Raw genomic sequence first — 26,492 nt, forward strand, 5'->3', positions numbered from 1 at the left:
CGTATGAGCTTTTCGCTGCTTGTCAGGGCGCACGGATGCGCGCTCCCTGACGGGCAATGGATCAGAACACGCCCAGGGAGAACGTCGCGAGCGATCAGCGGGACGCTGTTCGCACCGCGCTCGTCGTGCTCGCTCTGTGCTTCACGCTGGCCGTGCTCGGCCGCGGGCTCGGCGACAGCTTTACGGTGTTCCTGAAACCGATTTCGGAAAGTTTTGGCTGGGACCGCGCGCAGATCGTCTCGGTCTATTCACTGACCTGGCTCGCGAGCGGTCTCACCGCGCCCTTCGTCGGACGCCTGTTCGACCATTCCGGACCACGCATCGTCTATGCGCTCGGGCTGTTGCTGCTGGGCGCGGCGTTCCTGGTCGCAGCCCACGCGCAACATCTCTGGCAATTCCAACTCTCGATCGGCCTCTGCGTCGGCATCGGCGTTGCCTTCATCGGCATCGTGCCGAACTCGATCCTGCTCGGCCGCTGGTTCGGCCCTCGTCTGCCGACGGCAATGTCGGTGGTGTATTCAGCGATGGGCGGCGGCGTGCTGGCGCTGTTGCCGGCTTCGCAGCTCCTGATCGATCACATCGGCTGGCGCGACACCTACCAGCTATTCGGTTTTACGGCACTGGGCCTGTTGCTCCCGCTGATGCTGCTGCCGTGGCGGCTGTTCGCCGCGGGCTCGCCGCATGTCGTGAAGAGGACCGACCCTGATTTCGTCGACAATGGCTGGACCCTGCTCCGTGCCATGCGCCATCACGCCTTCTGGGCGCTGTTCTGGACCTTTTTCTTCACTGCCGTCGGCATGTACTCAATCGCCGCACAGATCGTGGCCTATCTGATCGACGCCGGCTTTCCGCCGCTGCAGGCTGCGACCGCCTGGGGTTTCTCCGGCGTCGTGCTTGTGTTCGGCATGCTCGGCGTCTCCGCGCTCGACGGCCTGATCGGGCGCCGGCCGTCGGTGCTGCTGAGCTACGCGATCTCGATCCTCGGCATCGTCCTGCTCTGGCTGTTGCAGTATTCTCCGAACATCCTGCTGCTCACCGGTTTCGTCGTCTGCTTCGGCAGCATGATGGGCTCGCGCGGCCCGCTGATCAGCGCCACGGCGATGAGGATTTTCCAGGGCAAGCGGGTCGGCACCATCTACGGCACCATCTCGATCGGCAGTGGCCTCGGCTCGGCGTTCGGCTCCTGGAGCGGCGGCCTGATCCATGACGCGACCCACGGGTACAACGCGCTGCTTGCGTTCGCACTTGCGAGCGTGGTGCTCGGGATGATCCCGTTCCTGATCGTGCCCGCCTTGCGGCGGTAGGTGTCCTGGAGGTAACTTGCGCGCATCCGCGTCACCGGGAAATTACGGATGGGCGCGACGCGGAATACGCGCGAAAGCTGCGGTCGTACGCGGCTGAAATCCTGGCCTGCGGTGTTTTGTCCGACATGACGAAAATGTCAGGACGAATCGAGTGCGCACGGCTTGCAGGGCGAAACCGAATGCGGTCCAAGTCGCAGCATTGGATGGAGGGCACAAACCAATGAACTTTCCGTATCTCACTCGCTTTCAACCGGTTCTCTTGAGCCTGTTTCGCTTCGTCACCGGATTGCTGCTGTTCCAGTACGGCATCGCAAAGATCTTCAAGTTTCCGGTGCTCCCCTACTTCGCCAACATCCCGCCGCTGATCTGGACGGCAGGTGCGCTCGAACTCGTGCTCGGCGCGCTTCTGATGCTCGGCCTGTTCACCCGCCTCACCGCTTTCATTCTCTCGGGCGAAATGGCCTTCGCTTACTTCATGGGCCACATGCTCAAAGGCGAAACGCCGGTGCTCTTGCCGCTGCTCAATGGCGGCACCGCAGCAATCCTGTTCTGCTTCGCCTGCCTCTACCTCGCGGCCGCCGGCGGCGGTTCGGTCAGCGTAGATGCGCTGATGGGCAAGGAGAGTGACGCGGCGGGCGATGCCTACGCACGGCGCTGAGGCGCTCGCAAATTAACCTGAACGCAAGTCGGCACCGGCGGATCTGCCGGTGCCGACTCAGCGCGCGCCCAGCACGTTCCAGATCAGGACGAGGGCGGCCACGAGCAGCACGGCCATGACGATGCGGTGAACGAATCGGTTCATTGCCGCTCCGGCCGGGCTCGGTCACCACCACATTCCGACATCATCTGTCTCGGCGACCTGACGCGCCACGCACTGGCGAAGCGCGTTTCCGCCTGCATGCGTGCGCATCCGGCTGCGGACGCTGCGCGCGCGGCAGCACGTCGCACGCGTCCATTCATGATTGGTAAGAACTTCATGCTACCGACGCGAGCAATAACAACCATTTTTTTCGAGGCTGCGATGAAGCTGATGAGTCATCTCAAGATCCGGACCAAGCTCGCCAGCATGGTCTGTCTTTCAGCTCTCACAGTCACAGCCATCATCGGCGTATCGTCCGTCCTCAGCAAGAGCCGCATGATGGAGGACCGCGTCCAGCAGATGCGGACTGCGGTAGAGCTGCTCTACAACTACGCGCAATCTCTTCAGGAAGAGGTTACCGCCGGCAAGCTGACGTCGGCCGACGCCAAAGCCCAGTTCCACCAGCGTGGCCGCCGCATGAACTTCAACGGCAACCAGGGCTACCCCGTCGTCTACAACCCCGACACCTCCATCCTGGTGAACGGCGCCAATCAGCAGCTGGAAGGCAAGATCACCGGAGCCAAAGACTCCAACGGCGTCCTGATCGCCGACGCCATCATCAAGGCTGGCGGCGAGACCGCGCAGGGCGGAGTGACCTCCTATCTCTACCCCCGCCCCGGCCAGACCGAGCCCGTGCGCAAGACCGTCTTCGCGCGCAAATTCGCGCCCTGGAACGCGACCATCAGCTACGGCCTCTATGTCGACGACATCGACGCCGACGTGCGCGCCCTGACGCTGGAGCTCGGCGCGATCGGCGTCGGCCTGATGCTGCTGATGGCGACGCTGTCCTGGCTGATCGCTCGCGACGTGCTCGGCGCGCTCGACCGCCAGAAGAACCGCATGCAGGAGATTTCGGAAGGCGCCATCGATAACCCGGTCGAGGAGACCGACCGCGGCGACGAGATCGGCCGCATGGCCGAGACACTCGAAGTGCTCAGGCAGACCGCGCTGACGGCGCGGAACCTGGAAGCCGAGCAGGTCGCCGCCAAGACCCGCAGCGAGCAGGAGAAGCGCGACGCCCTGATCGCCCTCGCCGATCGCTTCGATGCCTCCGTCGGTCAGCTCGTCGGCCTGATGGCCTCCGGCTCCGGCGAGCTCGAGACCACCGCGAAATCGATGTCATCCACGGCTGAGGGCACCAACCGCCGCGCCGCCGTGGTCGGCACGGCCGCCACCGAGGCCAGCCAGCGCGTCCAGACCGTCGCGGCCGCCGCCGAAGAGCTCTCCTCCTCCATCACCGAGATCAGCCGCCAGGTCGCCCAGTCCGCCGAAGTCACGGGTCGCGCCGTGGACAGCGCCCGCCGCACCGACACCATCGTGCGCGCGCTCTCGGACGGTGCCCAGCAGATCGAGCATGTCGCCGAGTTGATCTCCAGCATCGCGGCGCAGACCAACTTGCTCGCTCTCAACGCCACCATCGAGGCCGCGCGCGCCGGTGAAGCCGGCCGCGGCTTTGCCGTGGTCGCCTCCGAGGTGAAGTCGCTGGCGAGCCAGACTGCCGAAGCCACCCGCGAGATCGGCGACAAGATCGCGCAGATCCAGGGCGCGACCAAGGAGGCCGTGGACGCCATCGGCGGCATCACCGCCACCATCGAGGAGGTCAGCCGCATCGCCACCTCGATCGGCGCCGCCATCGAGGAGCAAGGCGCCGCCACCGCCGAGATCGCCCGCAGCGTCTCGCAGACCGCGGAAGCCACCAAGGAAGTCACCACCAATATCGGCGGCGTCTCTACCGCCGCGAACGAGACCGGCAATGCCGCCGGCATGGTGCTCGCCGCCGCCTCGAACCTCTCCAAGCAGGCCGAGCAGCTCTCCGGCGAAGTCGGGACATTCCTCGCAGGCGTGCGCGCGGCTTAGGCGGCCGACAACACTCCAAGCGATCTCCGTCATGCCCGGGCTTGTCCCGCCTGCGCGGCCGAAGCCGCTTCGGCGAGGCGAAGGCCCGGGCATCCACGTTCCTGGTGCCGTGTGTGGGGCGTGGATGGCCGGGAAAGCCCGGCCATGACGCCGGAGACAGCCGCCCCTACTGCCGCCGCGTCAGGCTACATCCACTCGAGAGCTGGCGCGTCGAGCCGGTCGAACCGTCGTTTGACTGCGAGGGGAATTCTTCGAACGGCGAGTTCTGCTTGCCGGTGTTGAACTCGAATATCTTGCGGAACAGGCCCGGGGCCATCGCCGAGATCGGATTGACGCGCATCACGGGCGCAGCCGGCGTGCCGACGACCTCATAAGTCACGCCGATCAACCCTTCATTGTTGCCGCCGCCGAGGAAGATGCCGAACAACGGGATCTGGCCGAAGATGTTGTTGACGCCATACATCGGCACGAAGGTGCCGCTCATGCAGACCTGGTTGCCGGGATAGTCGATCGAGCCCTCGATGGTGGCGCCGATCATGGGACCCTTGACCACGCCGTCACGGACCGTGAGCGCGCCGTTCTGCCGGGTGAACTCGGCGCGGAGCGCGCTGAACGAGACACCGTTGCCGGTGCCGTTGGGCGCGCCGGCGGCAACGCGCTCGAGCTGCGCCTCGCCCTTCACCGTGAAGTCGCGGACGTTGATGAGGCCTTCGCGCGAGGTGTTCGGCTCGGATGTCGGCGGCTCCATCGCCACCACCATCTGGCCGCCGACCGCCTTAGTATAGGTGTCGGTGAAGCGCAGCAGCGCGCCGGCATCGTTGGTCTGGAGGTAGATCACCTCGCGGTTGCCCTGTGCACGCCCGCCGCGCAGATCAGCCGCCACCGGCGTGTCTTTGCCGACCTTGCCGCTCAATGTGAAGGCCTTGATGGCACCATTGCGTTTCGACATCTTGGCATCGACGCTGCGCATGGCCTCGCCGTTGAAACCCGCGACGGCGCCGAGCTTCACGTCGATGTCGAAATCGACGTTCTTCATCTTGTTCTTGTCGTCCTTGGAATTGCCGGAGATCGCCGACTTCAGGAAGCCACGGCCGTCGAACACGTCGCCGCGCATGGTGCCCTTGATGACGCCATCCTGGCTGCGCTCCACCTTCAGCGACGCCTTGTCGCCATCGGACGGCGAATAGGTCGGGAAGTTCGCGCTCATGAGATCGCCGTTCGCGTCGACCTCGAGCGAGCCCTTGATCGAGGCGCCACCACCTTCGATGACGATGTCTTCCAGACGCGTCGATTGCGCGGTCGGCACGACCTTGAAGCTGGCCTTGCCCGACTTGCCCGGCAGCTTGACCCAGCCGGGCAGGATGTTGTCGAGCTTCACCGAGGTCAGGTCGGCCTCGACGCCGAGCTTCGTCGTCTGGTCGGGGCCGCCGGCGATCTTGCCCGACAGCTTGATCGGCAACGATCCACTGACGGCGGGGCTGAGATCGAATCCCAGGCGCGCCCGGCTCGCATCGTCCAGCGTTGCCTGCAACCTGACATCCGCGTCGCCCTCGGCCGGCTTGCGATAGTCGAGCGAGGCCGCCTGCCCGTTGATCTTGACGTCGCCCTTGACCTGATAGCCCGTGTTGCTCGCGACGATCTTGAGAGTGTTGGCCTCCAGCTTCTGGTTCATCACCAGCTTGTCGGCGGCAAAACCGTTGAGGTCGGCGGTGACGGCGTAGGTCGTGTCCGCCTTGGTCAGCTCGCCCTTGACCGGGAGGCCGAGCTGGATATTCGCCGTGAACGTCCCCTTGCTGGTGTTGGGATCGACGACTGTCGACGACAGATCGCTCAGGCGATCATTCGAGAGCATCTCGGCGGCCGCCGGCACAGGCCCCTCGACGCGGAACCTGGTCCGCGACGGCGACGGCTTGGGCGCCATATCAGGCACCTCGAAGACGAAATCGGAAATCGTGACCTTGCGGCCGGCTGGCGTATCGGCAATGCCCTGCCCGATGGTCACGGTCGCGGTGCGGCCGGTCACGCGCGCCTTCAAATCGGCATCGTGCACAACAGGCATGCCGTCCACGGGACGGACCGCGACGCCGCTCGCCACGATGTTGACCGAGAGGCCGTCGTCAGGAATGGGCGGCCCCTTGCGCGGAAGGTTTTTCGTGGGCGAATTGACGCCGATCTCGATGCGCTGGAGCGTTCCGCGCTCGATCCGCTCGATCACCCATTCGCGCAACTCGGGAACGACCAGCGTCGGCCACATCCGCTTGAGCGCGGAGGCCGACATCGGCGTTCCCGCAAAGCCCAGCGTCAGCCGCGGCTCGCCGGAATAGTCGATCGCACCCGTGCCGGCGACGCCGATCTCGCCATTGCTGATGTCGGCCTGCGTCAGCAAGAGGCGCTTGTGGTCGGTGTCGAAGCGGAAGCCGATCGCGATGCGGTTGAAGACGAGCGGCGGCTCGTTGTCGATGCCGCCGAGCAGGATCGAACCGCCGCTGAAGCCGAGCTGCCAGTCGTTGATGGTGCCGTTGGGCGGCTCGAGATGGGCCAGAAGCGTCAGGCGGTTCGCGCCCGACAGGATCTTGAACGGTGCCACCAGCACCCGCCGATTGGCGTCCCACTCGACGTTGATCTCGGCCTGGTCGATCGCCATCGGATAGTCTGGCGTGTCGGTGTCGATGATATTGCCGGCGCCGACCGCGAGCTTGCCGCGGAAGAAGGTCGGCACGCCATCGCGGCCGAGCTCGCCCTTGAGCTCGCCCGTCAGCGGCAGGTCGGCCGTGTAGGTAAGATCCTTGACCCGCAACGCCAACAGGATGTTGGAGGTCGAGACCTTGTCGGCCTTGATGTCGACCGAGCGCACGCCGTTCTCGGCCGGCCCGATCGTGGCGCGCAGCATCCATGGGCGCGCGCCCTCTTCGCCCAGGCTGAGCGTGACGCCCCCGCGGCTCGGCCGGCGCAGGCTGAGCGTGATGTTCTCAAACGACCATTTGCTGCCGCGCTGCTGATCGTCGACGATCAGGTTGCCGTTCTTCAGACCGATCTCGTTGAGGTTCTGGCCGTCGAGGCCGGTCATGCTCAGACTGTCGAGCCAGTCGAGGCCCTGAAGGATGCCGCTCTGCGCCGTCACCTGAGGCGGGCCTTGAGAGGCTGCTTGTGATGGATCCTGGCTCGCGGGCCCCGTGGCGAATGGCGGCGGCGGGACGCCATTGCGCGGGAACGTCGGCGGCAGACCCGCGTCCTTCTTCGAGGCGACGCCGGTTGCCAGCGGCTTTGCGGTATCGCCGGCGGACACGGTGACGGTACCGTCGGGCGCGATGCGGATCGCGAGTTCGGCATCGACCAGATTGAGACTCTCGGCGCGCAGATGCCCCATCAAGAGGCCCGCACCCGATAGCTTCACTTCAGCCTTCGGCGCGCTGGCAACGACGGCGTGATCGCGATCGCGGACGATGATGTCCCGGATGCGGACGGCGATGCGGACCCGGCCGGCGCGCTCGATCTGGGTGCCTCCGATCTCAACCGTGTTGCCGTGACCGATATTGTCCTCGATCGCGGCCGCCAGCCACGGCGTTGCAATGTCGAGATTGATGGGGCCGGCACCGAGCCGCCACCACAGCGCGCCGAAGCAGCCGATGAAGATGACGGCGAGAGTCCCGACGACAAGGACGACGCGCTTTAGCCAGCGATCGGCCGCCAGCCAGCGCCGCAACGCGCCAAAACCGTCACCGAAGCGATGAAAGCCCGAATTGGAACGCGACAACAGCCGGCGCGCGCGATGGCCCGCGGCCGCCTCCTGATCCGGATCCCAATCGGCGTCGTCCCATTCCTGCGGCTGTTGCTGAACGCCGCGCCGATCGAAGTCCCGATTGAAATCCTGGGGCGACTTATTCCTTGCCATTGCCTCTCGATACAGGCGCCCGTCAGAGGATTGAGCGCCGCCGGGACCGCAGCCGTCCACGGGAAGCGAAGCTCCCTGCGCCGGCATTGCCGCCATACCTCGAATATTCCTGCTGTTCGTCATTTCGCCCCGGGAGCGCGTTCAACGAGCAGTGGGGTGGTGCGTGGAATTCCTTGTAACCATACTCCGGCGCCGCCAGACTTGCCCAGCCGAGGGCGCGATTCCGGCACACCGGACGAGAGCTGCAATACCGTTTCGGTTGACCCGCCGAAAGCGTCGAAAGGAAGGCGTATGTCCAAGAAATCCCGAGCGAAATCGTCCAAAACGCCCTCCGGCAGTCCGACGGCTAAAAAGAAGGCCCTGAAACCGCGGGCCTCTACTCCGACAAAGTCCGCGAAAACACAGCGGACACCGGCGACCAAATCAACCGGGACCTTAGCAAAGGCAGGATCACATAAGGCCGCATCGAAACAGTTAAAATCCTCCAAATCAGTGGCTCCGCCCGCCAAGGCGAAGTCGGGCCTGGCCGAGGGCCAGAAGGCCCCCGCCTTCCGCCTGCCCCGCGACGGCGGCGAGGTGGTCACATTGGCGGACTATGCCGGCAGAAAGCTCGTCCTGTTCTTCTACCCCCGCGCCGACACCCCGGGCTGCACCCGGGAGGCGATCGACTTCACTCGCCTCGCCGGTGCCTTCGCGGCCGCCGATACCGCCGTGCTCGGCGTCTCCGCCGATCCGTTAAAGGCTCAGGAGAAGTTCCGCGACAAGCACAAGCTCGGTATCCCCCTGATCTCGGATGAGACGCACCAGATGCTGGAAGCCTATGGCGCGTGGGGCGAAAAGTCCATGTATGGCAAGAGCTTCCTTGGGATTCTTCGCACCACGATACTGGTCGGGGCGGATGGCAAACTGGCCAGGATCTGGCGCAACGTCCGGGTCGACGGCCATGCCGACGAGGTGCTGGAAGCGGCAAGAAGTCTTTAACCAGTCCTTTAAATTCGCGCGTTCCCATTTCCGGAAAATTAACCATGACCGGCCCAGATTGCTGCGGCAATTAGGCCGTACGGACTCATCCGACCGGCGCGGGAGTGCCGATGTCGAAAAGTTCTGCCCAATACTCGCAGTACGCCCAACATCATCCTCACGACCACGGACGGGCCTTCCAACGCCGTCCTGCCCTCGCGGCAGCCGCAGCGATTCCCCTTCCCGCGACCGACGACGCCTACACCATCGTCCATGCCGGCAAGCAGGTTCGCTTCGGGCCCGTGGTGTTCTGGATCGTGGTCGGCACGGTGGTGCTGCTCGGTCTCTGGTCGGCGGCGACCGCCACCTATTTCGCCTTCCGTGACGACGTCCTGACCCGGCTGATCGCCCGCCAGGCCGAGATGCAATACGCCTATGAGGACCGCATCGCCGAGCTGCGCGCCAAGGTCGACCGCACCACCAGCCGCCAGTTGCTCGACCAGGAACAGTTCGACCAGAAACTCGACCAGATCATGAAGCGCCAGACGGCGCTGGAGTCCCGGGCGACGGCGCTCGGGGCCATGCCTGACGTGACCGGTTCGATCCCCCGCGCGGCCCCGCAGCGCGGCGAGGCGAGCCAGAGCACGCCAAAACCCTCGCCGATCAGCGACACCGTGATTTTCGTGGCACCGCCGGACCGTGAGGCGCGGCTGGAATCGCGCGCGCCGACCGTGGCTGCTCCCCCGACCAGCCAATTCGCCAAGAATCAGGGTTTCGACAACGTCCTGGTTCGGCTCACGACCTCGCTCGACCAGGTTGAACGGCGCCAGATGGCGGCGCTCAGCGCCGTCGAGGAAGGCATGGATTCACGCATGCGCCGGATGCGCGGCGTGGTCAGTGATCTCGGCCTGAATCTCGCCAATCTCGAATCCGCCGTGCCGCGCAGCGCGATGGGCGGGCCGTTCGTACCGGTCAAACTGACGGCCAATGCCGGACCGTTCGAGAAGCAGCTCTCTCGCATCAACACCACGCGCGCCGAGATGGATCGTCTCAACCGCACGCTGGCGCTGGTGCCGTATCGCAAGCCCGTCATCGGCGAGGTCGAATTCACCTCCGGCTTCGGCGTCCGCAGCGATCCCTTCCTCGGCCGGCCCGCGATGCATACCGGGCTCGATTTCCGCGCCGCCACCGGCGATCCGGTTCGCGTCACCGCCAACGGCAAGGTGGTGTCCGCCGGCTGGTCCGGCGGTTACGGCCGCATGGTCGAGGTCGACCACGGTAACGGGCTTTCGACCCGCTACGGCCATCTCTCCGAGATCAACGTCAGGGTCGGCGAGACCGTGAAGATCGGCCAGGTCGTCGGTCTGGTCGGGTCGACCGGTCGATCCACCGGTCCGCATCTGCACTACGAGACCCGCATCGAGGGCGAAGCGGTCGATCCGCAGAAGTTCCTGCGCGCTGGCGTGCGTCTCAGCGCGGGCTAAGCCCGTGACCAAAGGCGCCTGTGCATGATCACTGGCTGCGCTCGTGGCCAACCTCGCCGGTGATGACGTCGCCGAACAGCTCCCAGGCTTGCCCGTTGAAGCGCATCAGCTGCATCTGCTCAATCGGGAAATAATCGTCCGGTGAGGTGTTGACCATGATGCCGGGCAGCATCAGGTCGGTGTGGAAATCCTTCAGGTTCGCGGCCTGCTTCATGACGTTCTCACGGGTGAGATTATCGCCGCACTGCTTCAGCACCTGCGCCATCGCCTCGGCCTGGACATAACCGTAGATGTTGTTGGAATTGGCCTTGTCGCCGTCGGGATAGTATCTGTCCATGAATTCGCGCCATTTTACCACGGCCGGATCCTTGTCCCAGGTCGGATCGGTCGGGTCCTTCAGATAGACCGTCGAGATGATGTCCTTGGAATAGTCGAGCCCGGCAGGCTTGAGCACCGAGGCGACCGAAGTCGCGGTGTTGGCGAGGAAGAATTTCGGTTTCCAGCCGAGCTCGCCGACCTTCCGGATCGCTTGCGCCGAGCCCTTCGGGGCGGCCCATGAGAAGAAGATGTCCGCACCAGAGTCGTGCAGGGCGACGATCTGCGAGTCGATCGAGGGATCGCTGACCTCGTAGGACTTGTCGGCGATGATCATATTGGCTTTGTCGCCGAGCCCGTCCTTCAAACCCTTGAACTGGTCCTTGCCGGCGTCGTCGTTCTGCCAGAAGACGGCGATCTTGCTGCTCGGGAAATGATCGCGGATGTACTTGGCGTAGATCCGTCCCTCGCTCTGGTAGTTGGGCTGGAAGCCCATGGTCCACGGGAAGTTCTTGGGGTCGCCGAACTTGGTACCGCCGGAGGCGACGAACAGCTGCGGCACCTTCTTGGCGTTCATGTACTTCATGATCGCGGAATTCGAGGGCGTACCGAGCGGCTGGAAGATCAGCAGCACCTCGTCGCTCTCCACCAGCTTGCGCGCCTGTTCGATCGCCTTCGGCGGCGAATAGGCGTCGTCATAGCTGATGAAGTTGATCTTGCGGCCGTTGATCCCGCCCTGGTCGTTGATCATCCTGAAATAGGCGGCCTCGGTCTTGCCGATCACACCGTAGGACGACGCAGGCCCGCTATAGGGCATGATGTTGCCGATCTTGATTTCGGTGTCGCTGGCGCCGGGGTCGTATTTTTTCTGCGCCGAGGCCGGTGTCGTGATGAGCACTCCCGCAGCGAGCATGGCGAGGGCAGCAAGGCTTTCGCGACGACCCGGCATCGGTCTCTCCCCTATTTTGTAGTCTTGTTTTGTAGGGAGTGTCGCAAGGCCGTTGGCGGCTGGCAAGCGCTTCGATTTTCCGCGAGATGAAACGGCGGATCCGGAATTTTACTCGCTGCGCCGCGGCAGGTTCAAAACGCGTCCGTCGATCACGAGCAGCGCGCTGCCAATGACGATGGCGCCTGCGATCTCGCGCATCGAGATCGGCTCATCCAGCACCAGCCATCCCAGCAGGATGGCGGTGACGGGAATGAGCAGCGTCACCAGCATGACATTGGTCGCACCGGAGCGCCGTATGATCTGAAAGAAGACGATATAAGCGAGCGCCGTCGAGAGGCCCGCAAGGCCAAGCACCGCAAGCCAGGTCGTCAGGCCCGGCACCGGAAGACGCCAAGGCTGCTCCACCACGCCGGCGACGATCGCCATCATCACCGTCGACGCCATCAGTTGAAACGTCGCGGTGCCGAGCGGTGCTGCGTCCTTCAGCATTCGCCGCGCTGCCAGTGCGGCGAATCCATAGCTGAAGGCGCCGCCAAGGCAGAGCAGGATGCCGAGCCCCTGCCCCGGCCTCGTCTCGAGACCCCATCCGCGCAGGATGATCACGCCGGCAAGGCCGAGCGCCACGCCGGCCACGCGCCGCAGCTGCAAGGCCTCTTCGCCCGCCGCGGCCATCACGACCACCGTGAACAGCGGTGTCGTCGCATTCAGGATCGACGCCAGTCCACTCGGGATGAAAGTCTGTCCGGCCACGATCAGTGAGAACGGGATGACATTGTTCAGCAACCCGATCGCAACGAATGGCTTCCAGTCCACAATGCTCTTGGGCAAGCCGATCCCCTGCATGTGCAGCAGCGGCAGCAGAATGCCCGCCCCGAGCGCGATACGCAAAAACACCAGCGTCAGCGGCGGCAATTCCCGCAACGCCGCGCCGTTGAAGAAGAACGAGCCGCCCCAGAGGACGGAGAGCACCGCGAGTAGCGACCAATCGCGCGCGTCGATCCTGTTGTCGTTTGGGGGCATGCGTTTCACCTCGGCGCAGTTGCTCGCCTAGGACAACGCGGAAAATTTCGCCACCCGGTTTGCGACAAAATTACTCGAGATCATTCCCGTGACCGCCGATCGCCCGCGATATCGGCAACAACCGCCCCAATCACCAACGCGCCGCCAATGAGCGCGTGGACGGCCGGTATCTCGCGGAAGGCAACCCAGATCCAGAACGGCATCAGCGGCGTTTCCAGCGTCGCGATCAGGGAGGCCTGTCCTGACGGCAGCAAGCGCGAGCCCGGCGCGGCCTTGCATCACCACGAGAAGCACCGTGATCAGGCTGCCGGCGAACAGGCCGCGCCAGAACAGAATGGTCCAGGGATCAAGCGGCAGAAGGCGTGTGAAGAACGGCGCCGTGCTCCAGGCAATCGCGGCGGCGACGACGAGGGCAATGCCGAGACCGCGTTCCGAACGAGGCTGCCCCATGTGGATGCGACCGGCTAGGACGGCTTCTTCGGCCGCGACACCAGCTCGATCATCCTGCCTTCGTCGTCATCCGGCATCGCCGCCTTCGCCTCCGCGTAGGCCTCGACCGCGGCCCGCGAGACCAGCGGTTTGTCGGCCAGCAGGCTCTCCGCGAGTTTGACCGCATAGGCGGCATCCTTGTGCCGCAGCGCTGCCGTGAACGTCGCGCCGGAAAAATCGCGAGCGACCATGCGCTTGGAGTGGCGCTGCACCTGCGGACTTGCGGCGACGCCCGCCTGGATCGATTCCAGCACGAGGTTCATGTCGAGCCCGGCCTGCTCGGCGATGGCAAGGCCCTCGGCGAGGCCGGCGATCTGGATCGCGCCCATGAGGTTGTTGATGAGCTTGTAGACGGTGCCGGAGCCGACCGCGCCGAAATGGCGGATGGTCGAGCCGATCGGCGTCAGATACGGCCGCGCGCGTTCGAGATCGGCCGCATCGGCGCCAACCAGCAGCGTCAGCTTTCCGCTGGCGGCGGCATCCGGCAATCCGGTCACGGGGCAATCGATATAGATGAGCCCGCGCGCATTCAGCTCGCGGCCCATCTCGCGGGCATGGTCATAGGAGACGGTCGAGCATTCGATCGCGATGGTGCCTGATTTTGCCGTCTTGGCCGCGCCCTTCGGCCCGAGCCAGACCGCGCGCGAGGCTTCGTCATCGGCAACCATGGTCACGACCGCGTCGGCATCGATTGCGGCGTCCTCGGGCGAGGTCGCCCAAAGCGCGCCGCGCGCGATCAAATCTTCAGCCTTGGCCTTGCTGCGATTCCACAGCGTCACCGTGAAGCCGGCATCGAGATAGCGGCCGGCCATGCCATGACCCATCCGCCCAAGCCCGATGAAGGCGACGCGTGTCATCGCTAATCCACGTCCTCGATGTCGGCACCAGTGGTGCCGAAGGCGCGCTGCGCCAAGGTTGCGGCCATGAAGTCGTCGAGATCGCCGCCGAGCACGCCCGAGGTGTCCGAGGTCTGCACCCCCGTGCGCAGATCCTTCACCATCTGATAGGGCTGCAGCACGTAGGAGCGGATCTGGTGACCCCAACCGATGTCGGTCTTGGCGGCCTGGTCGGCGGCGGCCTTCTCCTCGCGCTTCTTCAGCTCGATTTCATACAGGCGCGCGCGCAGCATGTCCCAGGCCTGAGCCCGGTTCTTGTGCTGGGAGCGGCCGGCCTGGCAGACCACGGCGACACCGGTCGGAATGTGCGTCAGCCGCACCGCGGATTCGGTCTTGTTGACGTGCTGGCCGCCGGCGCCGCCCGAGCGCATGGTGTCGACGCGGACGTCGGCTTCCTTGATGTCGATCTTGATGCTGTCGTCGATGACGGGGAATACCTGCACGCTCGAGAACGAGGTGTGCCGCCGCGCGTTGGAATCGAACGGCGAGATGCGCACCAGACGATGCACGCCCGCTTCCGTCTTCAGCCAGCCATAGGCGTTGTGGCCTGAGACCTGGATCGTCGCGGACTTGATGCCGGCCTCTTCGCCCTCGGACTCTTCCAGCACCTCGACCTTGAAGCCGTGGGTGTCGGCCCAGCGCGTGTACATGCGCAGCAGCATCTGCGCCCAGTCCTGGCTCTCGGTGCCGCCGGCGCCGGCATGGACTTCGAGATAGGAATCGAACCGGTCGGCTTCGCCCGACAGCAGCGCCTCGAGCTCGCGCCGCGCCACTTCCTTCTTGAGATTCTTGAGAGCCGCTTCGGCTTCCGCGACGACGCCGGCATCGCCCTCGGCCTCGCCGAGCTCGATCATGCCGATGTCGTCTTCGAGCTCCTGCTCGACCTTGCCGATGCCCGAGAGCGAATCCTCCAGTGAGGTCCGCTCCTGCATCAGCTTCTGGGCTTTCTGGGGATCATTCCAGAGATTGGGATCTTCTGCGAGCTTGTTCAGCTCAGCGAGGCGCGCCGTCGATTTCTCGACGTCAAAGATGCCTCCTCAGCAGCCCGACTGACTGCTTGATCTCTTCTACCAACCGTTCGATTTCGGCGCGCATGTCGTTCTCTGATGTCGCGGAATTGGTCCGCGTTAGATTGCAACGGGATGTAGCGGCGGCAGCACCAAAGCGCAACCGCCGGAACCGGGATCGTTTGTCTTGTCCTAAGCCTTAGTACAACCCGCCGGTGCCCGGCCGCATGAAGAAGCCGGAATCCGGCTGCTGCTGCTGCGACGCCGGCACGCCGCCGCGCCCGTCGGCATCGGCAACGCCAATGACCGAGTAATTGTCCGGCGGCGCCGTGCCCGGCTTGAAGGCTTCGAGAATGGTTCCGCCAGTCTCGCCCGGACCTGCGCGCATGCCGGTTTTGGAGACGACGCGCACGAGCTTGATGCCGGCAGGCACCTTGAAGGGAACGGCGGGCTTGTCGGCGAGCGCGAGCTTGAGGAAATCGCGCGCGATCGGAGCGGCCAGATGGCCGCCGGTTGCGGCATTGCCCTTACCCAGCGGACGCGGCTTGTCGTAACCCATGTAGATGGCGACGGCGACGTCGGGCGAGAAGCCGACGAACCAAGCGTCCTTGGCCTCGTTGGTGGTGCCGGTCTTGCCGGCGACGGGTTTGCCGACTTCCTTGATGACCGTGGCCGTACCGGCCTGCACCACGCCTTCCATCAGCTCTGTGATCTGATAGGCGGTCATCGAGTCCAGCACCTGCTCGCGGCGGTCGATCAGCTGCGGCTCGGCCTGGTTCTTCCAGCCGCCCGGCGCGTCGCAGCCGCGGCATTCACGCTGGTCGTGCTTGAAGATCGTGTGTCCGTAGCGGTCCTGGATGCGATCGATCAGCGTCGGCTTCACGCGGCGGCCGCCATTGGCAAGCATCGAGTAGGCCGTGACCATGCGCATCGCCGTCGTCTCGCCGGCGCCCAGCGCGTAGGACAGATAGTTCGGCAGTTCGTCATAGACACCGAAACGGCGGGCATATTCGCCGATCAAGGGCATGCCGATGTCCTGCGCCAGCCGCACCGTCACGGTGTTGAGCGATTGCCGCAGCGCGTTGCGCAGCGTCACCGGTCCCTGGAATTTGCCCGAGGAGAAGTTTTCCGGCCGCCACACGCCGGCGCCCTGCCCCTGGTCGATTTCGATGGGGGCGTCGAGCACGACGGTCGAGGGCGTATAGCCATTGTCGAGCGCCGCCGAATAGACGATCGGCTTGAACGACGAGCCCGGCTGCCGATAGGCCTGCGTGGCGCGGTTGAACTGGCTCTGGTCGAACGAGAAGCCGCCGACCATGGCGAGCACGCGGCCGGTCCAGGGATCCATCGCCACCATCGCACCGGACACTTCGGGGATCTGGCGCAACCTGTACTGGCCCTCGACCGGCTGGCCGTCCTTGTAGAGCGGATCGGCATAGATGACGTCGCCGGGCTGCAGGACCTGCGACACCGCCGTCGGCGTCTTGCCTTTGGTTCCGCCCTGCACGGCTCGCGCCCACCGCACGCCGTCAACCGTGACGATGCCGGTCTCGCGCTGCTTGCTCACGGCGCCGCCAAGCTCACGGCTCGGCTGGAAGCCGATGCGCGCCGACTGGTCGCTGGTCTCCAGCACGACCGCCATACGCCATGGCGAGATGTCGGAGAGCGATTTGATCTCGGCGAGCCTCACGCCCCAATCGCCCGACGTATCGAGCTTGCTCATGGCGCCGCGATAGCCCTGCTGCTCGTCATAGTTCACGAGGCCCGAGACCATGGCCTTGCGCGCCATCACCTGGATCTTCGGATCGAGCGTGGTGCGGACCGAGAGACCGCCCTCATACAGCTTCTTCTCGCCGTAGCGCTCGAAGATGTCGCGGCGGACTTCCTCGGCAAAATATTCGCCGGCGAAGGTGTGGGCGCCGTTGGAGCGGTTGGTGACGGCCAGCGGCTCCTTGCGCGCCTTGTCGGCGTCGGCCTGCTTGATCCAGCCGTTCTCCACCAGACGGTCGATCACGTAATTGCGGCGCTCGATGGCGCGGTCGCGGTTGCGGACCGGATGCAGCGTCGCCGGCATCTTCGGCAGCGCGGCCAGATAGGACGCTTCCGCCACGGTCAGCTCGTTCACCGACTTGTCGAAATAGACCAGCGAAGCGGCCGCGATGCCGTAGGCGCCGAGGCCCAGATAGATTTCGTTCAGATACAGCTCGAGGATCTTGTCCTTCGAGTAGGTCTTCTCGATCCGCATCGCGAGCAAGGCTTCCTTGATCTTGCGGGCGAAGGAGACCTCGTTGGTCAAAAGGAAGTTCTTGGCGACCTGCTGGGTGATCGTGGAGGCACCCTGCGGACGCCGGTTCGAGCCGTAATTCTGGATGTAGACCACGCCCGCGCGCGCCATGCCGGTGTAGTCGATGCCGCCATGCTCGTAGAAATTCTTGTCCTCGGCCGCGAGGAACGCATTGATCACGAGCTTCGGCACCGCCTGGATCGGCAGATACAGCCGCCGCTCCTTGGCGTATTCGCCGAGCAGCGAGCCGTCGACCGCGTGCACGCGGGTCATCACCGGCGGCTCGTAATCCTGAAGCTGAGAGTAGTCCGGCAAGTCCTTGGAGAAATGCCAGATCAGGCCTGCCACGGCCCCGACACCGACAAGGAACACCACCGTTCCCGCGGCGAACAGGAAGCCCATGAACCGCACCAGCAAGCGCATTATGTGTTTATCCGTTCAATCTCTGGATCAGCTCAGTATCAGCCCCTTGGCACCCAAACAGGGGCCAACCTTCACGTCACCAATTCACCGGCTTACGCAATACCATCAGTGCCGGACTTTAGACGCTTGCCGAGCGGGATTCTCTCCGATTCCGGAACCCCCTGCGGCGTTTTTATAAAGCGCCCGCTGTGGCCAAACTAGGGCTTTTGTGGCGGGACGGAAAAACCCTTTCAATTCGACGATCCCCCGGTCGTCAATTTGACGATCCCGGGGTCGTCAATTTGACGATCCCCCGGGTCGTCAATTTGACGATCCCGCCGTGGCCATCCGCTTGGTCAAGAACCCGTCGATGGCCTGCGCCATCGAGCCCACGGCACGCGACCGCCAGCCCTCGGAGACCAGATGCTCGAGGTCGCCCTTATTGGAGACATAACCGATCTCGACCAGCACCGACGGCACGTCGGGCGCCTTCAGCACCCGGAAGCCCGCCGACTTCAGGGGATGCTTGTGCATCCGCACCGTCGACTTCATCTCGCCCATCAGAAGACGGGCGAAACGGTTTGAAAAGGTGCGGGTTTCCCGCTGCGTGAGGTCGATCAGGATGTCGGCGACGTCGGTCGGCTCCTCGGCGAGGTTGAAGCCGGCGATCGCGTCCGCCCGATTTTCTGCGTCCGCCAGCCGCTGGGCCTCGGCGTCGGACGCCTTGTCCGACAGCGTATAGATGGTCGCGCCCTGCGCATCGCCCTCGGCACGGGGCAGCGCATCGGCATGAATGGAGACGAACAAGGCGGCCTTCAGATTCCGGGCGATCTTGGTGCGGTCATTGAGAGGAATGAAGGTGTCGTCGTTCCGCGTCATGACCACGCGGTATTTGCCGGCCTTCTCCAGCTTGTCGCGGAGCGCCAGTCCAAAGGCCAGCACCAGGTTCTTCTCGCTCTCGCCGCTCGACTGCGTGCCGTTGTCGATGCCGCCATGACCGGGATCGATCACGACCACCGGGCGGCCATCGGCCTTCTGCTGCGCCGTATCAGGGGTTGTCGTCGCGGGAGCGGTTGCGGGCTGCGCCTCGGCGATCGTGGGCCGCAGTTCGGGGCGATTTTCGGGTGCGAGCGACTGCACGAAGGCGGTCCGGTCGACCTCCTCCAGCTCCAGCACGAGCCGAGCCGGCTGGCCGTTGGCCGCCTCCAGCACATAGGAATTGGCGATCCGGGCCGGTCCCGTCAGGTCGAACACGATTCGCGAGCCGCCGGGCATGACGAGCCCGTAGCGGAAGGCCTTCACCAGGCCGCGCCCCCCGACCCCCGTGCCCGCGGGCAGCTGAAAATTGACCTGCGGCACGTCAACGACGACCCGGTACGGGTCCGCGAGCGTGACCGCACGGAAGGTAACGGTCTGGTCGATGTCGAGAATGAAGCGTGTCTGCTTGCCATCGCCGGCCAGCCGGGCGGCCGAGGCGACTGGAAAATTCGCTACCGCAACAGTGGGTTGCGGCTGGCTTTCCGCGGCGCTCAAGCGTGAGGAATCAGCGCACGGCAACGCTGCGGCGCACAGAAGTGCGCATCCCAGCAAAACCCGTTGATTTGTGCGGCTCGCCACCGATTCCGTGCCTCCGAGCAGCCCTTTTAACGCAATAGAACCACAGGGTTAATCGATCCTTAATGACAGAAACGCGAAACTCGCTGACTGTGACCGCCGTGCGACGCTCCCTTGCACCGATGGCTCATTCCTCGTATGTACGGAATGCTGACGGCCGATATTTCCGGTTGTGTCGCATTCAGCCTCCCGGTGCAGCGCCGGAACTCTCAAGGTTTGGGAATTCCAGCGTTTTCCGTTCCCCTCTAAGACCAGCGCGGTGCGCGGCAGCGAGGTGGAGCGGGTCAAGCGCCGGCGGCGGACGGTCCTGGGTTACCTCTCGCGTTACCGGGACAGTTCTGACAGCGACGTAACCCATTACCCGGTCCCTTGATCCCAGGGGAGCGGTTCGTGATCCCCAAGGCGAGCGCGCTCGCGCCATGCCTGGCCAGCAGCAACTGATTGAAGGGCGGCCTCGCCGCCCAATGTTTCATACGGGCCGACGCTTGATGCGCCAGACTGTGCCGACGAATTCTGAAGGATCATTCGCGACGCTGCGGAGTGAAAATCCCGCGCGCCGCCTTGGTCCTGAAGCTTCCGGTTCGGCAAGCCGCGAGAGACGGCGTTTCGGCCTTCCCCTCACCCCCGAATCAGGTGGACCGTCGCGTCACCCGGCAGCGCAGCTCGCGCCCACGGTGAATCGCGCCCGCCGCCGCCAAGAGTTAAGACATGCCCAACAAGATGTTGATCGATGCCACCCACCCGGAAGAGACCCGGGTCGTCGTGGTCCGCGGCAATCGCGTCGAAGAGTTTGATTTCGAGACCGCGCAACGCAAGCAACTGCGCGGGAATATCTACCTCGCCAAGGTCACAAGGGTCGAACCCTCGCTCCAGGCCGCCTTCGTCGAATATGGCGGCAACCGCCACGGCTTCCTCGCCTTCAGCGAAATCCATCCCGACTACTACCAGATCCCGGTTGCCGACCGGCAGGCGCTGATCGAGGCCGAGGAACAGGCCCATCGCGAGGCCGAGGAAGAGAGCGAGAACCGCTCCCACGGCCGCCGCCGTTCGCGCCACCGCAACGCCCGCCGCCGCGGTCATGGCGAGCGCGTGCGCAGCGACATCGTCGAAGGCGCAGATCCGACGGCCCAGCCGATCGAAGGCGCGGTGCTGCCGGAGCATGCCGAGGGCGCCCTGCACGAAGGCGAGCATCTGCACGCCGACGCGGAGCATCACGGCGAGCACGAAGCTCACGATCACCACGATCATGATCATGGCGAGCATGATCACGACGATCATCATGACCATGATGACGGGCACCATCACGCTCACGATCATGACCATGGTCACGACGGCGAGCATGATCATCACGACCACGATCACGCCGATGAGACGCCCGCGCCTGTCGCAACGATTGGCGCCGAGCCCGTGGTCGCTGCCGAACTGCAGGAGACCGCCGCCCCCGAAGCGCATGCGGAAGCTCTGGCTGAGGCCGTGACCTCCGCCGCCGAGCCGGCCGATGCCGTGTATGCAGCGGGCGAGAGCGCCGAGACGCCGCATGCCGAGGCTGCGGAAACGACCGGCGAAGACGACGAGGACGAAGACGAAGACGGCGAGGAAGCCGAAGAGGAAGTCGTTGAATCCGTCGGCGGCGACGACGTGCTGGAGGAAGTGCCGGAGCGCACTTTCCGCCCGCGCCGCCAGTACAAGATCCAGGAAGTCATCAAGCGCCGCCAAGTGATGCTGGTGCAGGTCGTCAAGGAAGAGCGCGGCAACAAGGGCGCGGCGCTGACCACCTACCTCTCGCTCGCCGGCCGCTATGCCGTGTTGATGCCGAACACCGCCCGCGGCGGCGGCATCAGCCGCAAGATCACCAGCGCTCAGGACCGTTCGCGCCTGAAGGAAGTGGTGCAGGATCTGGACGTGCCCGAGGGCATGGGCATCATCCTGCGCACCGCCGGCGCCGCCCGCACCAAGCCCGAGATCAAGCGCGACTTCGAATATCTGATCCGGATGTGGGAGACGGTGCGCGACCTGACGCTGAAGTCGCAGGCCCCCACCCTCGTCTACGAGGAAGGCTCGCTGATCAAGCGCTCGCTGCGCGACCTCTACAACAAGGAGATCGACGAGATCTCGGTTGCCGGTGAAGCCGGTTACCGCGAAGCCCGCGACTTCATGAAGATGCTGATGCCCGCCAATGTCAGCGCGGTGAAGCAGTATCGGGACGGCCAGCCGCTGTTCTCGCGCATGGGCGTCGAGAGCCAGCTCGACGCGATGTTCTCACCGACAGTGCAGCTGCGCTCCGGCGGCTACATCGTGATCAACCAGACCGAGGCGCTGGTCTCGATCGACGTCAACTCGGGACGATCGACCCGCGAGCACCATATCGAGGACACCGCGCTCAAGACCAATCTGGAAGCGGCCGAAGAGGTCGCCCGCCAGCTTCGCCTGCGCGACCTCGCCGGCCTGATCGTCATCGACTTCATCGACATGGACGAGAAGCGCAACAACCGTGCGGTCGAGCGCAAGCTGTCCGATTGCCTGCGGCAGGACCGCGCGCGCATCCAGGTCGGCCGCATCTCGCATTTCGGCCTGCTCGAGATGTCGCGCCAGCGCATCCGCGCCAGCGTGCTCGAGAGCTCGACCGATCCGTGCCCGCATTGCGGCGGCACCGGCCATGTCCGTTCAGTGTCTTCGGTAGCGCTGCAACTGCTGCGCGGCCTCGAAGAGATCCTGATGAAGGGCGCGACCCACAATCTCGTGGTCCGCACCCGCACCGACGTCGCGCTCTATGTGCTGAACCACAAGCGCGGCCATCTGCGCGATCTCGAGAACGGCTTCAAGGTGACGCTGTCGGTCATCGCCGACGCGAGCGTCAGCGGACCGCAGGCCTATCTCATCGACCGCGGCGAGCAGGTGCATACGCTGGAAGCCGCCAAGGCCCTACTGGTGGCGCAGGCGGCAGCAAGCCCGCCGCCGATCGTTGAAGAAGCTTATGACGACGAGGAATTCGATTCCGAACTCGAATCCGAGGTCGAAACCGAGGAGACCGAAGGTCTCACCGAGGAGCAGGCTGCGGGCGAGGCAGCCTCCGACCAGGACGGCCAGCGCCGCAAGCGCCGCCGTCGCCGGCGCGGCCGCGGTGGCCAGCGCGACGGCGAGTTGCGTGAGGATAGCCCCGCGACCCTTCCCGAGGCGGCCGTTGCGGCCGGCGAAGGCGAAGAGGATGCCGAGTCCGAGCAGGATGGCGAAGAAGGCGAGGAACAGGCGGCCCGGGGCGAGCAGCAGGGCAGCGGTGATCGCCGCCGCCGGCGTGGTCGCCGCGGCGGACGCCGTCGGCGTGGCGGCAGCGAGGACGGTCTCGCCGGCTCCATCAGCGACGAGCTCGCGGCCAATGCGCCGCCGGAAGCGTCCGACGCAGTCGCCGATTTCGACGGCTTCGGCGGCGAGGCTGCGCCCTCGATTGCCCAGGCCGAACACACCGCTGAGCCTGAGGTCTCGCAGCCCGAGCCGCGCGTCGAGGTGCAGACCGAGGCGGTGCCGGCCCAGCCTCAGCCGATTGCCGCTGAGGAAGAGCCCGCCGACGACAAGGCCGCGCGGCGCCGCTCCACGGTCCGGGAAAAGGTGAGCTTCCTGTCGAGCAGCCCGAGCGAGCCGGCAGCCCCGGTTGCGCAGGCGCCCGAGCCGGCCGTCCCGCCGGCAGCTCAACCCGTGCCGGAACCGGCAAGCGAAACGCCGGCCGCGCCACGCCGCGCCGGCTGGTGGTCGCGCCGCTTCGGCGGCGGTGAATAAAGCCGAACACTCAAGAGAAAACGCCCGGGTCAAGCCGGGCGTTTTTTGATTTGGCGAGGTCAGTTCCAATGCAAAGCGCAATCGTTCTCGGCGGCGGCATGATCGGCGTGAGCGCGGCGCTGCATCTTCAGCAGCGCGGCTGGGCCGTCACGCTCGTCGACCGCAGGGAGCCGGGCCGCGAGACCAGCTACGGCAATGCCGGGATGATCCAGGCGGAAGCGGTCCGCCCCTATCCGATGCCGCGCGACCTTGCGACGCTGCTGAAGATCGCGACCGGCCGCACCAACGATGTGCGCTACAGCCTGTCGTCGCTTCATCTCCATATCGAGCCCCTGCTCCGCTACTGGTGGCATTCGGCGCCGAAGCGTCATCGCGAGGCGGTCGACGCGTGGGCGCGGCTGATCGCTTACGCGACGAGCGAGCACGACATCCTCATTCGCGAGGCCCATGCCGACAATCTCATCCGCCGCGCCGGCTATCGCATGCTGCATCGCGATGCCGCTTCATTCGATCTGGCGATCAAGACGGCGGAAGAAGACCGGCGCGAGTTCGGCGTGAATTTTCGCGTGCTCTCCGGCAAGGAGCTCGCGAGAGCCGAACCGGTCCTGCGCGACGATCTTCCCGGCGCGATTCATTGGCTCGACACCTGGACCGTGTCCGATCCCGGCGCGCTGGTCACGGCCTATGCCGAGCTGTTCGAGCGCCGCGGCGGCACCATTGTGCTCGGCGATGCACAATCGCTGCAGCAGACCGCGACCGGCTGGTCAGTCGACACGGACCAGGGGCGTCTCGACGCCGCCCACGCCGTCGTGACCCTCGGGCCGTGGTCGCCCGATCTCCTCCACAAATTCGGCTATCGTATTCCCCTGGTGCGCAAGCGCGGCTACCACATGCATTACAGCGGCGGCGCGTCGCTCGACCTGCCGCTGATCGACAAGGCCGGCGGCTATGCCATGGGGCCGATGGCCAAGGGCATTCGCATCACCACCGGAGCCGAGTTGACGAGCCCGGATGCGCTCGCGACGCCCGTGCAGCTTGCCAGCGCGGAAGCATCCGCACGCGAGCTGATCGACCTCGGCAAGCGCGTCGAGCCGGATCCGTGGTTCGGCACCCGCCCCTGCACGCCCGACATGCTGCCGGTGCTCGGGCAAGCTCCGCAGCATCCCGGCCTCTGGATGAATTTCGGCCACGGCCACCAGGGCTTTACCCTCGGACCCGCGACGGGGCGCCTGCTCGCGGAGATGATGAGCGGCGAGACGCCCGCGATCGATCCGACGCCGTACCGGCCGGAGCGGTTCTAGCCCAAAGAAAAAGGGCTGATCGAGGATCTCGACCAGCCCTATGACTTCAAAGTCTGACAGCGCAGCTCGCGCCGTCGGATCCTGATCAGTCCGTCGTGATCGCCGTTTCCATGTCGGTCGGATCGATCTGCTTGGAGAGGTTGGCGTTGAGCTTGTCGCGGTCGAGCTCACCCTCCCACCAGGCGACGATCACACAGGCGACGCCGTTGCCGCACAGATTGGTCAGCGCGCGGCACTCGCTCATGAACTTATCGATGCCGAGCACGATCGCCATGCCCGGCACGAGGCGCGGATCGACCACGGCCAGCGTCGCCGCCAGCGTGATGAAGCCCGCACCGGTGATGCCGGAAGCGCCCTTCGAGGTCAGCATCGCCACGACCAGGATGGTCAATTGCTGGCTGAAGCTGAGATCGTAGCCGAGCGCCTGTGCGATGAAGAGCGTCGCCAGCGTCATGTAGATGTTGGTGCCGTCGAGGTTGAACGAGTACCCCGTGGGCACCACGAGTCCGACCACCGACTTGGAGCAGCCGAGCCGCTCCAGCTTTTCCATAAGGGACGGCAGCGCGCTTTCCGAGGACGAGGTGCCGAGCACGATCAGCAATTCGTCCTTGATGTAGGCCAGGAACTTGAAGATCGAGAAGCCTGCCAGGCGCGCGATGATGCCGAGCACGACGAAAACGAACAGCGCCGCAGTGAGGTAGAAGGTGGCGATCAGCCCGACCAGGTTGAGGATAGCGCCGGTGCCGAACTTGCCGATCGTGTAGGCCATCGCACCGAACGCACCGATCGGCGCCGCGCGCATCACGATGGAGATGACGCCGAACACGGCATGGGCGGCATCATCGATGAAGCTGCGGATGGTGTGGCCGCGCTCGCCGAGGCTCATGATCGCGAAGCCGAACAGCACCGAGAACAGCAGCACCTGGAGGATCTCGCCTTGCGCGAAGGCGCCGACCACGGTGTCCGGAATGATGTGCAGCACGAAGTCGACGGACTTCTGGCCGGCGGCCTGCTTGGCGTAATTTGCAACGGCGGCCTCGTTTGCCGCCGCATTGCCGAAGCCCGCACCCGGCTTGGCGAGATTTCCGACGATGAGACCGATGACCAGCGCGAAGGTCGAGACGACCTCGAAATAGACCAGCGCCTTGACGCCGATGCGGCCGACCTTCTTGGCATCCTGGATGTGGGCGATGCCGGAGACGACGGTGCAGAAGATGATCGGGGCGATCACCATCTTGATCAGCTTGATGAAGCCGTCGCCGAGCGCCTTGATCCATTCGTTGGTGGCAACCGTCGGCCAGAGCCAGCCGACGATGGCGCCGAGCACGATGGCGATCAGCACCTGGACGTAGAGAACCTTGTACCACGGCTTGGCGACGGGCGGCGCGACCGGCGCCCCCGCCATCGTTGTCGTCGTCATCGTTTCACTCCCCCTCAAAACACTGGGCCAGCCAAGATCAACTTGGCCGGCCCTGTCAATTGGAACCGCTTGCTGTTGCGCGTTTTACCGGCGGCGATCGATCAGCCTGCGCGCCGCCGGCATCAACGCCGCGCCAAGCGCGTTCTTGACCAGCGAAGCGGCAATGAACGGCACGATGCCGACCTGCCAGGCCTTCGCAATGCCGAGGCCAAGGCCGAACGCCAACCAGCCGAAGCCGGCGGCCAGAATGACGATATGGCCGACGGCCATCGCTGCGAAAAGCAGCATGACACTGCGATCCCAGCCGCGCTCGGCGAGCCAGCCGGTCACGAAGGCGGCGGCAATGAAACCGAACAGATAGCCCGCAGTCGGGCCAACCAGCGGTGCAATTCCACCCACCGGCCCGGCGAATACCGGCGCGCCAAGCGCGCCTTCGGCGAGGTAGGCGATCATGGTTGCGCTCCCAAGGTGCCAGCCATAGGCGGCGCCGATCATCAGCACCACCAGCGTCTGCAACGTCATGGGCACATAAGGCAGCGGCAGGCTGACCTTGGCTGACAGCGCCATCAACGCAGTGCCAAGCGCAACCAGCACGACGGCGCGCACTGCGCCGACGGTTTCGCCCGGTCGGGTCGGCCACATCAATGCGGCGAGAGGAAAATGCGGTG

At 65.1% G+C, this 26,492-nt stretch carries 17 protein-coding genes; 8 read left to right on the forward strand and 9 right to left on the reverse strand.

Going from position 1 to position 26,492, the window contains the following annotated elements:
* Window positions 1–56: 56 nt before the first annotated feature.
* The 3 genes from CIT37_RS22060 (at window position 57) to CIT37_RS22070 (ending at window position 4,020) form a co-directional block, all read left to right on the forward strand.
* Window positions 57–1,304 (forward strand): MFS transporter, encoded by a 1,248-nt coding sequence (locus CIT37_RS22060; protein WP_095424240.1) that lies wholly within the window; start codon window positions 57–59, stop codon window positions 1,302–1,304.
* A 220-nt stretch (window positions 1,305–1,524) separates the two neighbouring features.
* Window positions 1,525–1,962: a DoxX family protein gene (locus CIT37_RS22065; RefSeq protein WP_028144830.1), complete on the forward strand. Its 438-nt coding sequence runs from the start codon at window positions 1,525–1,527 to the stop codon at window positions 1,960–1,962.
* Window positions 1,963–2,325: 363 nt separating this feature from the next.
* Window positions 2,326–4,020: a methyl-accepting chemotaxis protein gene (locus CIT37_RS22070; protein WP_028144831.1), complete on the forward strand. Its 1,695-nt coding sequence runs from the start codon at window positions 2,326–2,328 to the stop codon at window positions 4,018–4,020.
* Window positions 4,021–4,186: 166 nt separating this feature from the next.
* Here CIT37_RS22070 and CIT37_RS22075 read toward each other — a convergent pair whose 3' ends face one another.
* Entirely contained in the window at window positions 4,187–7,999 is a 3,813-nt protein-coding gene (locus CIT37_RS22075) for a DUF3971 domain-containing protein (RefSeq protein WP_167456592.1), read from the reverse strand.
* A gap of 204 nt (window positions 8,000–8,203) precedes the next feature.
* On the opposite strand from CIT37_RS22075, the gene CIT37_RS22080 reads away from it, so the two are divergent.
* Both CIT37_RS22080 and CIT37_RS22085 read left to right on the forward strand, forming a co-directional pair.
* Window positions 8,204–8,893 (forward strand): peroxiredoxin family protein, encoded by a 690-nt coding sequence (locus tag CIT37_RS22080; protein ID WP_095424242.1) that lies wholly within the window; start codon window positions 8,204–8,206, stop codon window positions 8,891–8,893.
* Between the two features lie 110 nt (window positions 8,894–9,003).
* Complete coding sequence (locus tag CIT37_RS22085) at window positions 9,004–10,356, forward strand: M23 family metallopeptidase (protein WP_028144835.1); 1,353 nt, start codon at window positions 9,004–9,006, stop codon at window positions 10,354–10,356.
* A gap of 28 nt (window positions 10,357–10,384) precedes the next feature.
* Here CIT37_RS22085 and CIT37_RS22090 read toward each other — a convergent pair whose 3' ends face one another.
* Together CIT37_RS22090 and CIT37_RS22095 are read right to left on the reverse strand one after the other, a co-directional pair.
* Complete coding sequence (locus tag CIT37_RS22090) at window positions 10,385–11,620, reverse strand: ABC transporter substrate-binding protein (RefSeq protein WP_028144836.1); 1,236 nt, start codon at window positions 11,618–11,620, stop codon at window positions 10,385–10,387.
* 108 nt (window positions 11,621–11,728) lie between these two features.
* The gene (locus CIT37_RS22095) at window positions 11,729–12,640 is read right to left on the reverse strand and encodes a DMT family transporter (protein WP_095424322.1); all 912 of its coding nucleotides are present in this window, start codon (window positions 12,638–12,640) and stop codon (window positions 11,729–11,731) included.
* Between the two features lie 147 nt (window positions 12,641–12,787).
* Here CIT37_RS22095 and CIT37_RS22100 point away from each other — a divergent pair, with 147 nt between their 5' ends.
* Window positions 12,788–13,108 (forward strand): hypothetical protein, encoded by a 321-nt coding sequence (locus CIT37_RS22100; protein ID WP_028144838.1) that lies wholly within the window; start codon window positions 12,788–12,790, stop codon window positions 13,106–13,108.
* Here the strand turns inward: CIT37_RS22100 and CIT37_RS22105 are convergent.
* The 4 genes from CIT37_RS22105 to CIT37_RS22120 all read right to left on the reverse strand — a co-directional run bounded on the left by CIT37_RS22105 (window position 13,105) and on the right by CIT37_RS22120 (window position 19,335).
* A complete protein-coding gene (locus tag CIT37_RS22105) occupies window positions 13,105–13,986 on the reverse strand; it encodes an NAD(P)-dependent oxidoreductase (RefSeq protein WP_095424243.1) in 882 nt (293 codons plus the stop codon). The two genes, CIT37_RS22100 and CIT37_RS22105, sit on opposite strands and share 4 nt — an antisense overlap.
* A 2-nt stretch (window positions 13,987–13,988) precedes the next feature.
* Window positions 13,989–15,120, reverse strand: a protein-coding gene (prfB, locus tag CIT37_RS22110; protein WP_099091752.1) for a peptide chain release factor 2 whose coding sequence is annotated in 2 segments (ribosomal slippage) — window positions 13,989–15,050 and window positions 15,052–15,120 — 1,131 coding nt in all. Because the reading frame shifts where the segments join, the coding sequence is not laid out codon by codon here.
* A 111-nt stretch (window positions 15,121–15,231) separates the two neighbouring features.
* Window positions 15,232–17,739: a penicillin-binding protein 1A gene (locus tag CIT37_RS22115; RefSeq protein ID WP_028144840.1), complete on the reverse strand. Its 2,508-nt coding sequence runs from the start codon at window positions 17,737–17,739 to the stop codon at window positions 15,232–15,234.
* Window positions 17,740–18,039: 300 nt separating this feature from the next.
* Window positions 18,040–19,335 carry an N-acetylmuramoyl-L-alanine amidase gene (locus tag CIT37_RS22120; protein WP_038946641.1) on the reverse strand — a complete coding sequence of 432 codons (1,296 nt, stop codon included), beginning with the start codon at window positions 19,333–19,335 and terminating at the stop codon, window positions 18,040–18,042.
* Between the two features lie 705 nt (window positions 19,336–20,040).
* Between CIT37_RS22120 and CIT37_RS22125 the strand changes: the two genes are divergently transcribed.
* Window positions 20,041–23,103 carry an Rne/Rng family ribonuclease gene (locus tag CIT37_RS22125; protein ID WP_028144842.1) on the forward strand — a complete coding sequence of 1,021 codons (3,063 nt, stop codon included), beginning with the start codon at window positions 20,041–20,043 and terminating at the stop codon, window positions 23,101–23,103.
* A 68-nt stretch (window positions 23,104–23,171) separates the two neighbouring features.
* The gene (locus CIT37_RS22130; protein WP_028144843.1) at window positions 23,172–24,404 is read left to right on the forward strand and encodes an NAD(P)/FAD-dependent oxidoreductase; all 1,233 of its coding nucleotides are present in this window, start codon (window positions 23,172–23,174) and stop codon (window positions 24,402–24,404) included.
* An 85-nt stretch (window positions 24,405–24,489) separates the two neighbouring features.
* Here the strand turns inward: CIT37_RS22130 and CIT37_RS22135 are convergent, their stop codons facing one another.
* Window positions 24,490–25,824 (reverse strand): dicarboxylate/amino acid:cation symporter, encoded by a 1,335-nt coding sequence (locus tag CIT37_RS22135; RefSeq protein WP_028144844.1) that lies wholly within the window; start codon window positions 25,822–25,824, stop codon window positions 24,490–24,492.
* 84 nt (window positions 25,825–25,908) lie between these two features.
* The gene (locus CIT37_RS22140; protein ID WP_095424244.1) at window positions 25,909–26,466 is read right to left on the reverse strand and encodes a biotin transporter BioY; all 558 of its coding nucleotides are present in this window, start codon (window positions 26,464–26,466) and stop codon (window positions 25,909–25,911) included.
* Window positions 26,467–26,492 lie beyond the last annotated feature (26 nt).

It is taken from the genome of Bradyrhizobium ottawaense, from assembly GCF_002278135.3.
GTDB classification, from domain to species: Bacteria; Pseudomonadota; Alphaproteobacteria; order Rhizobiales; family Xanthobacteraceae; genus Bradyrhizobium; species Bradyrhizobium ottawaense.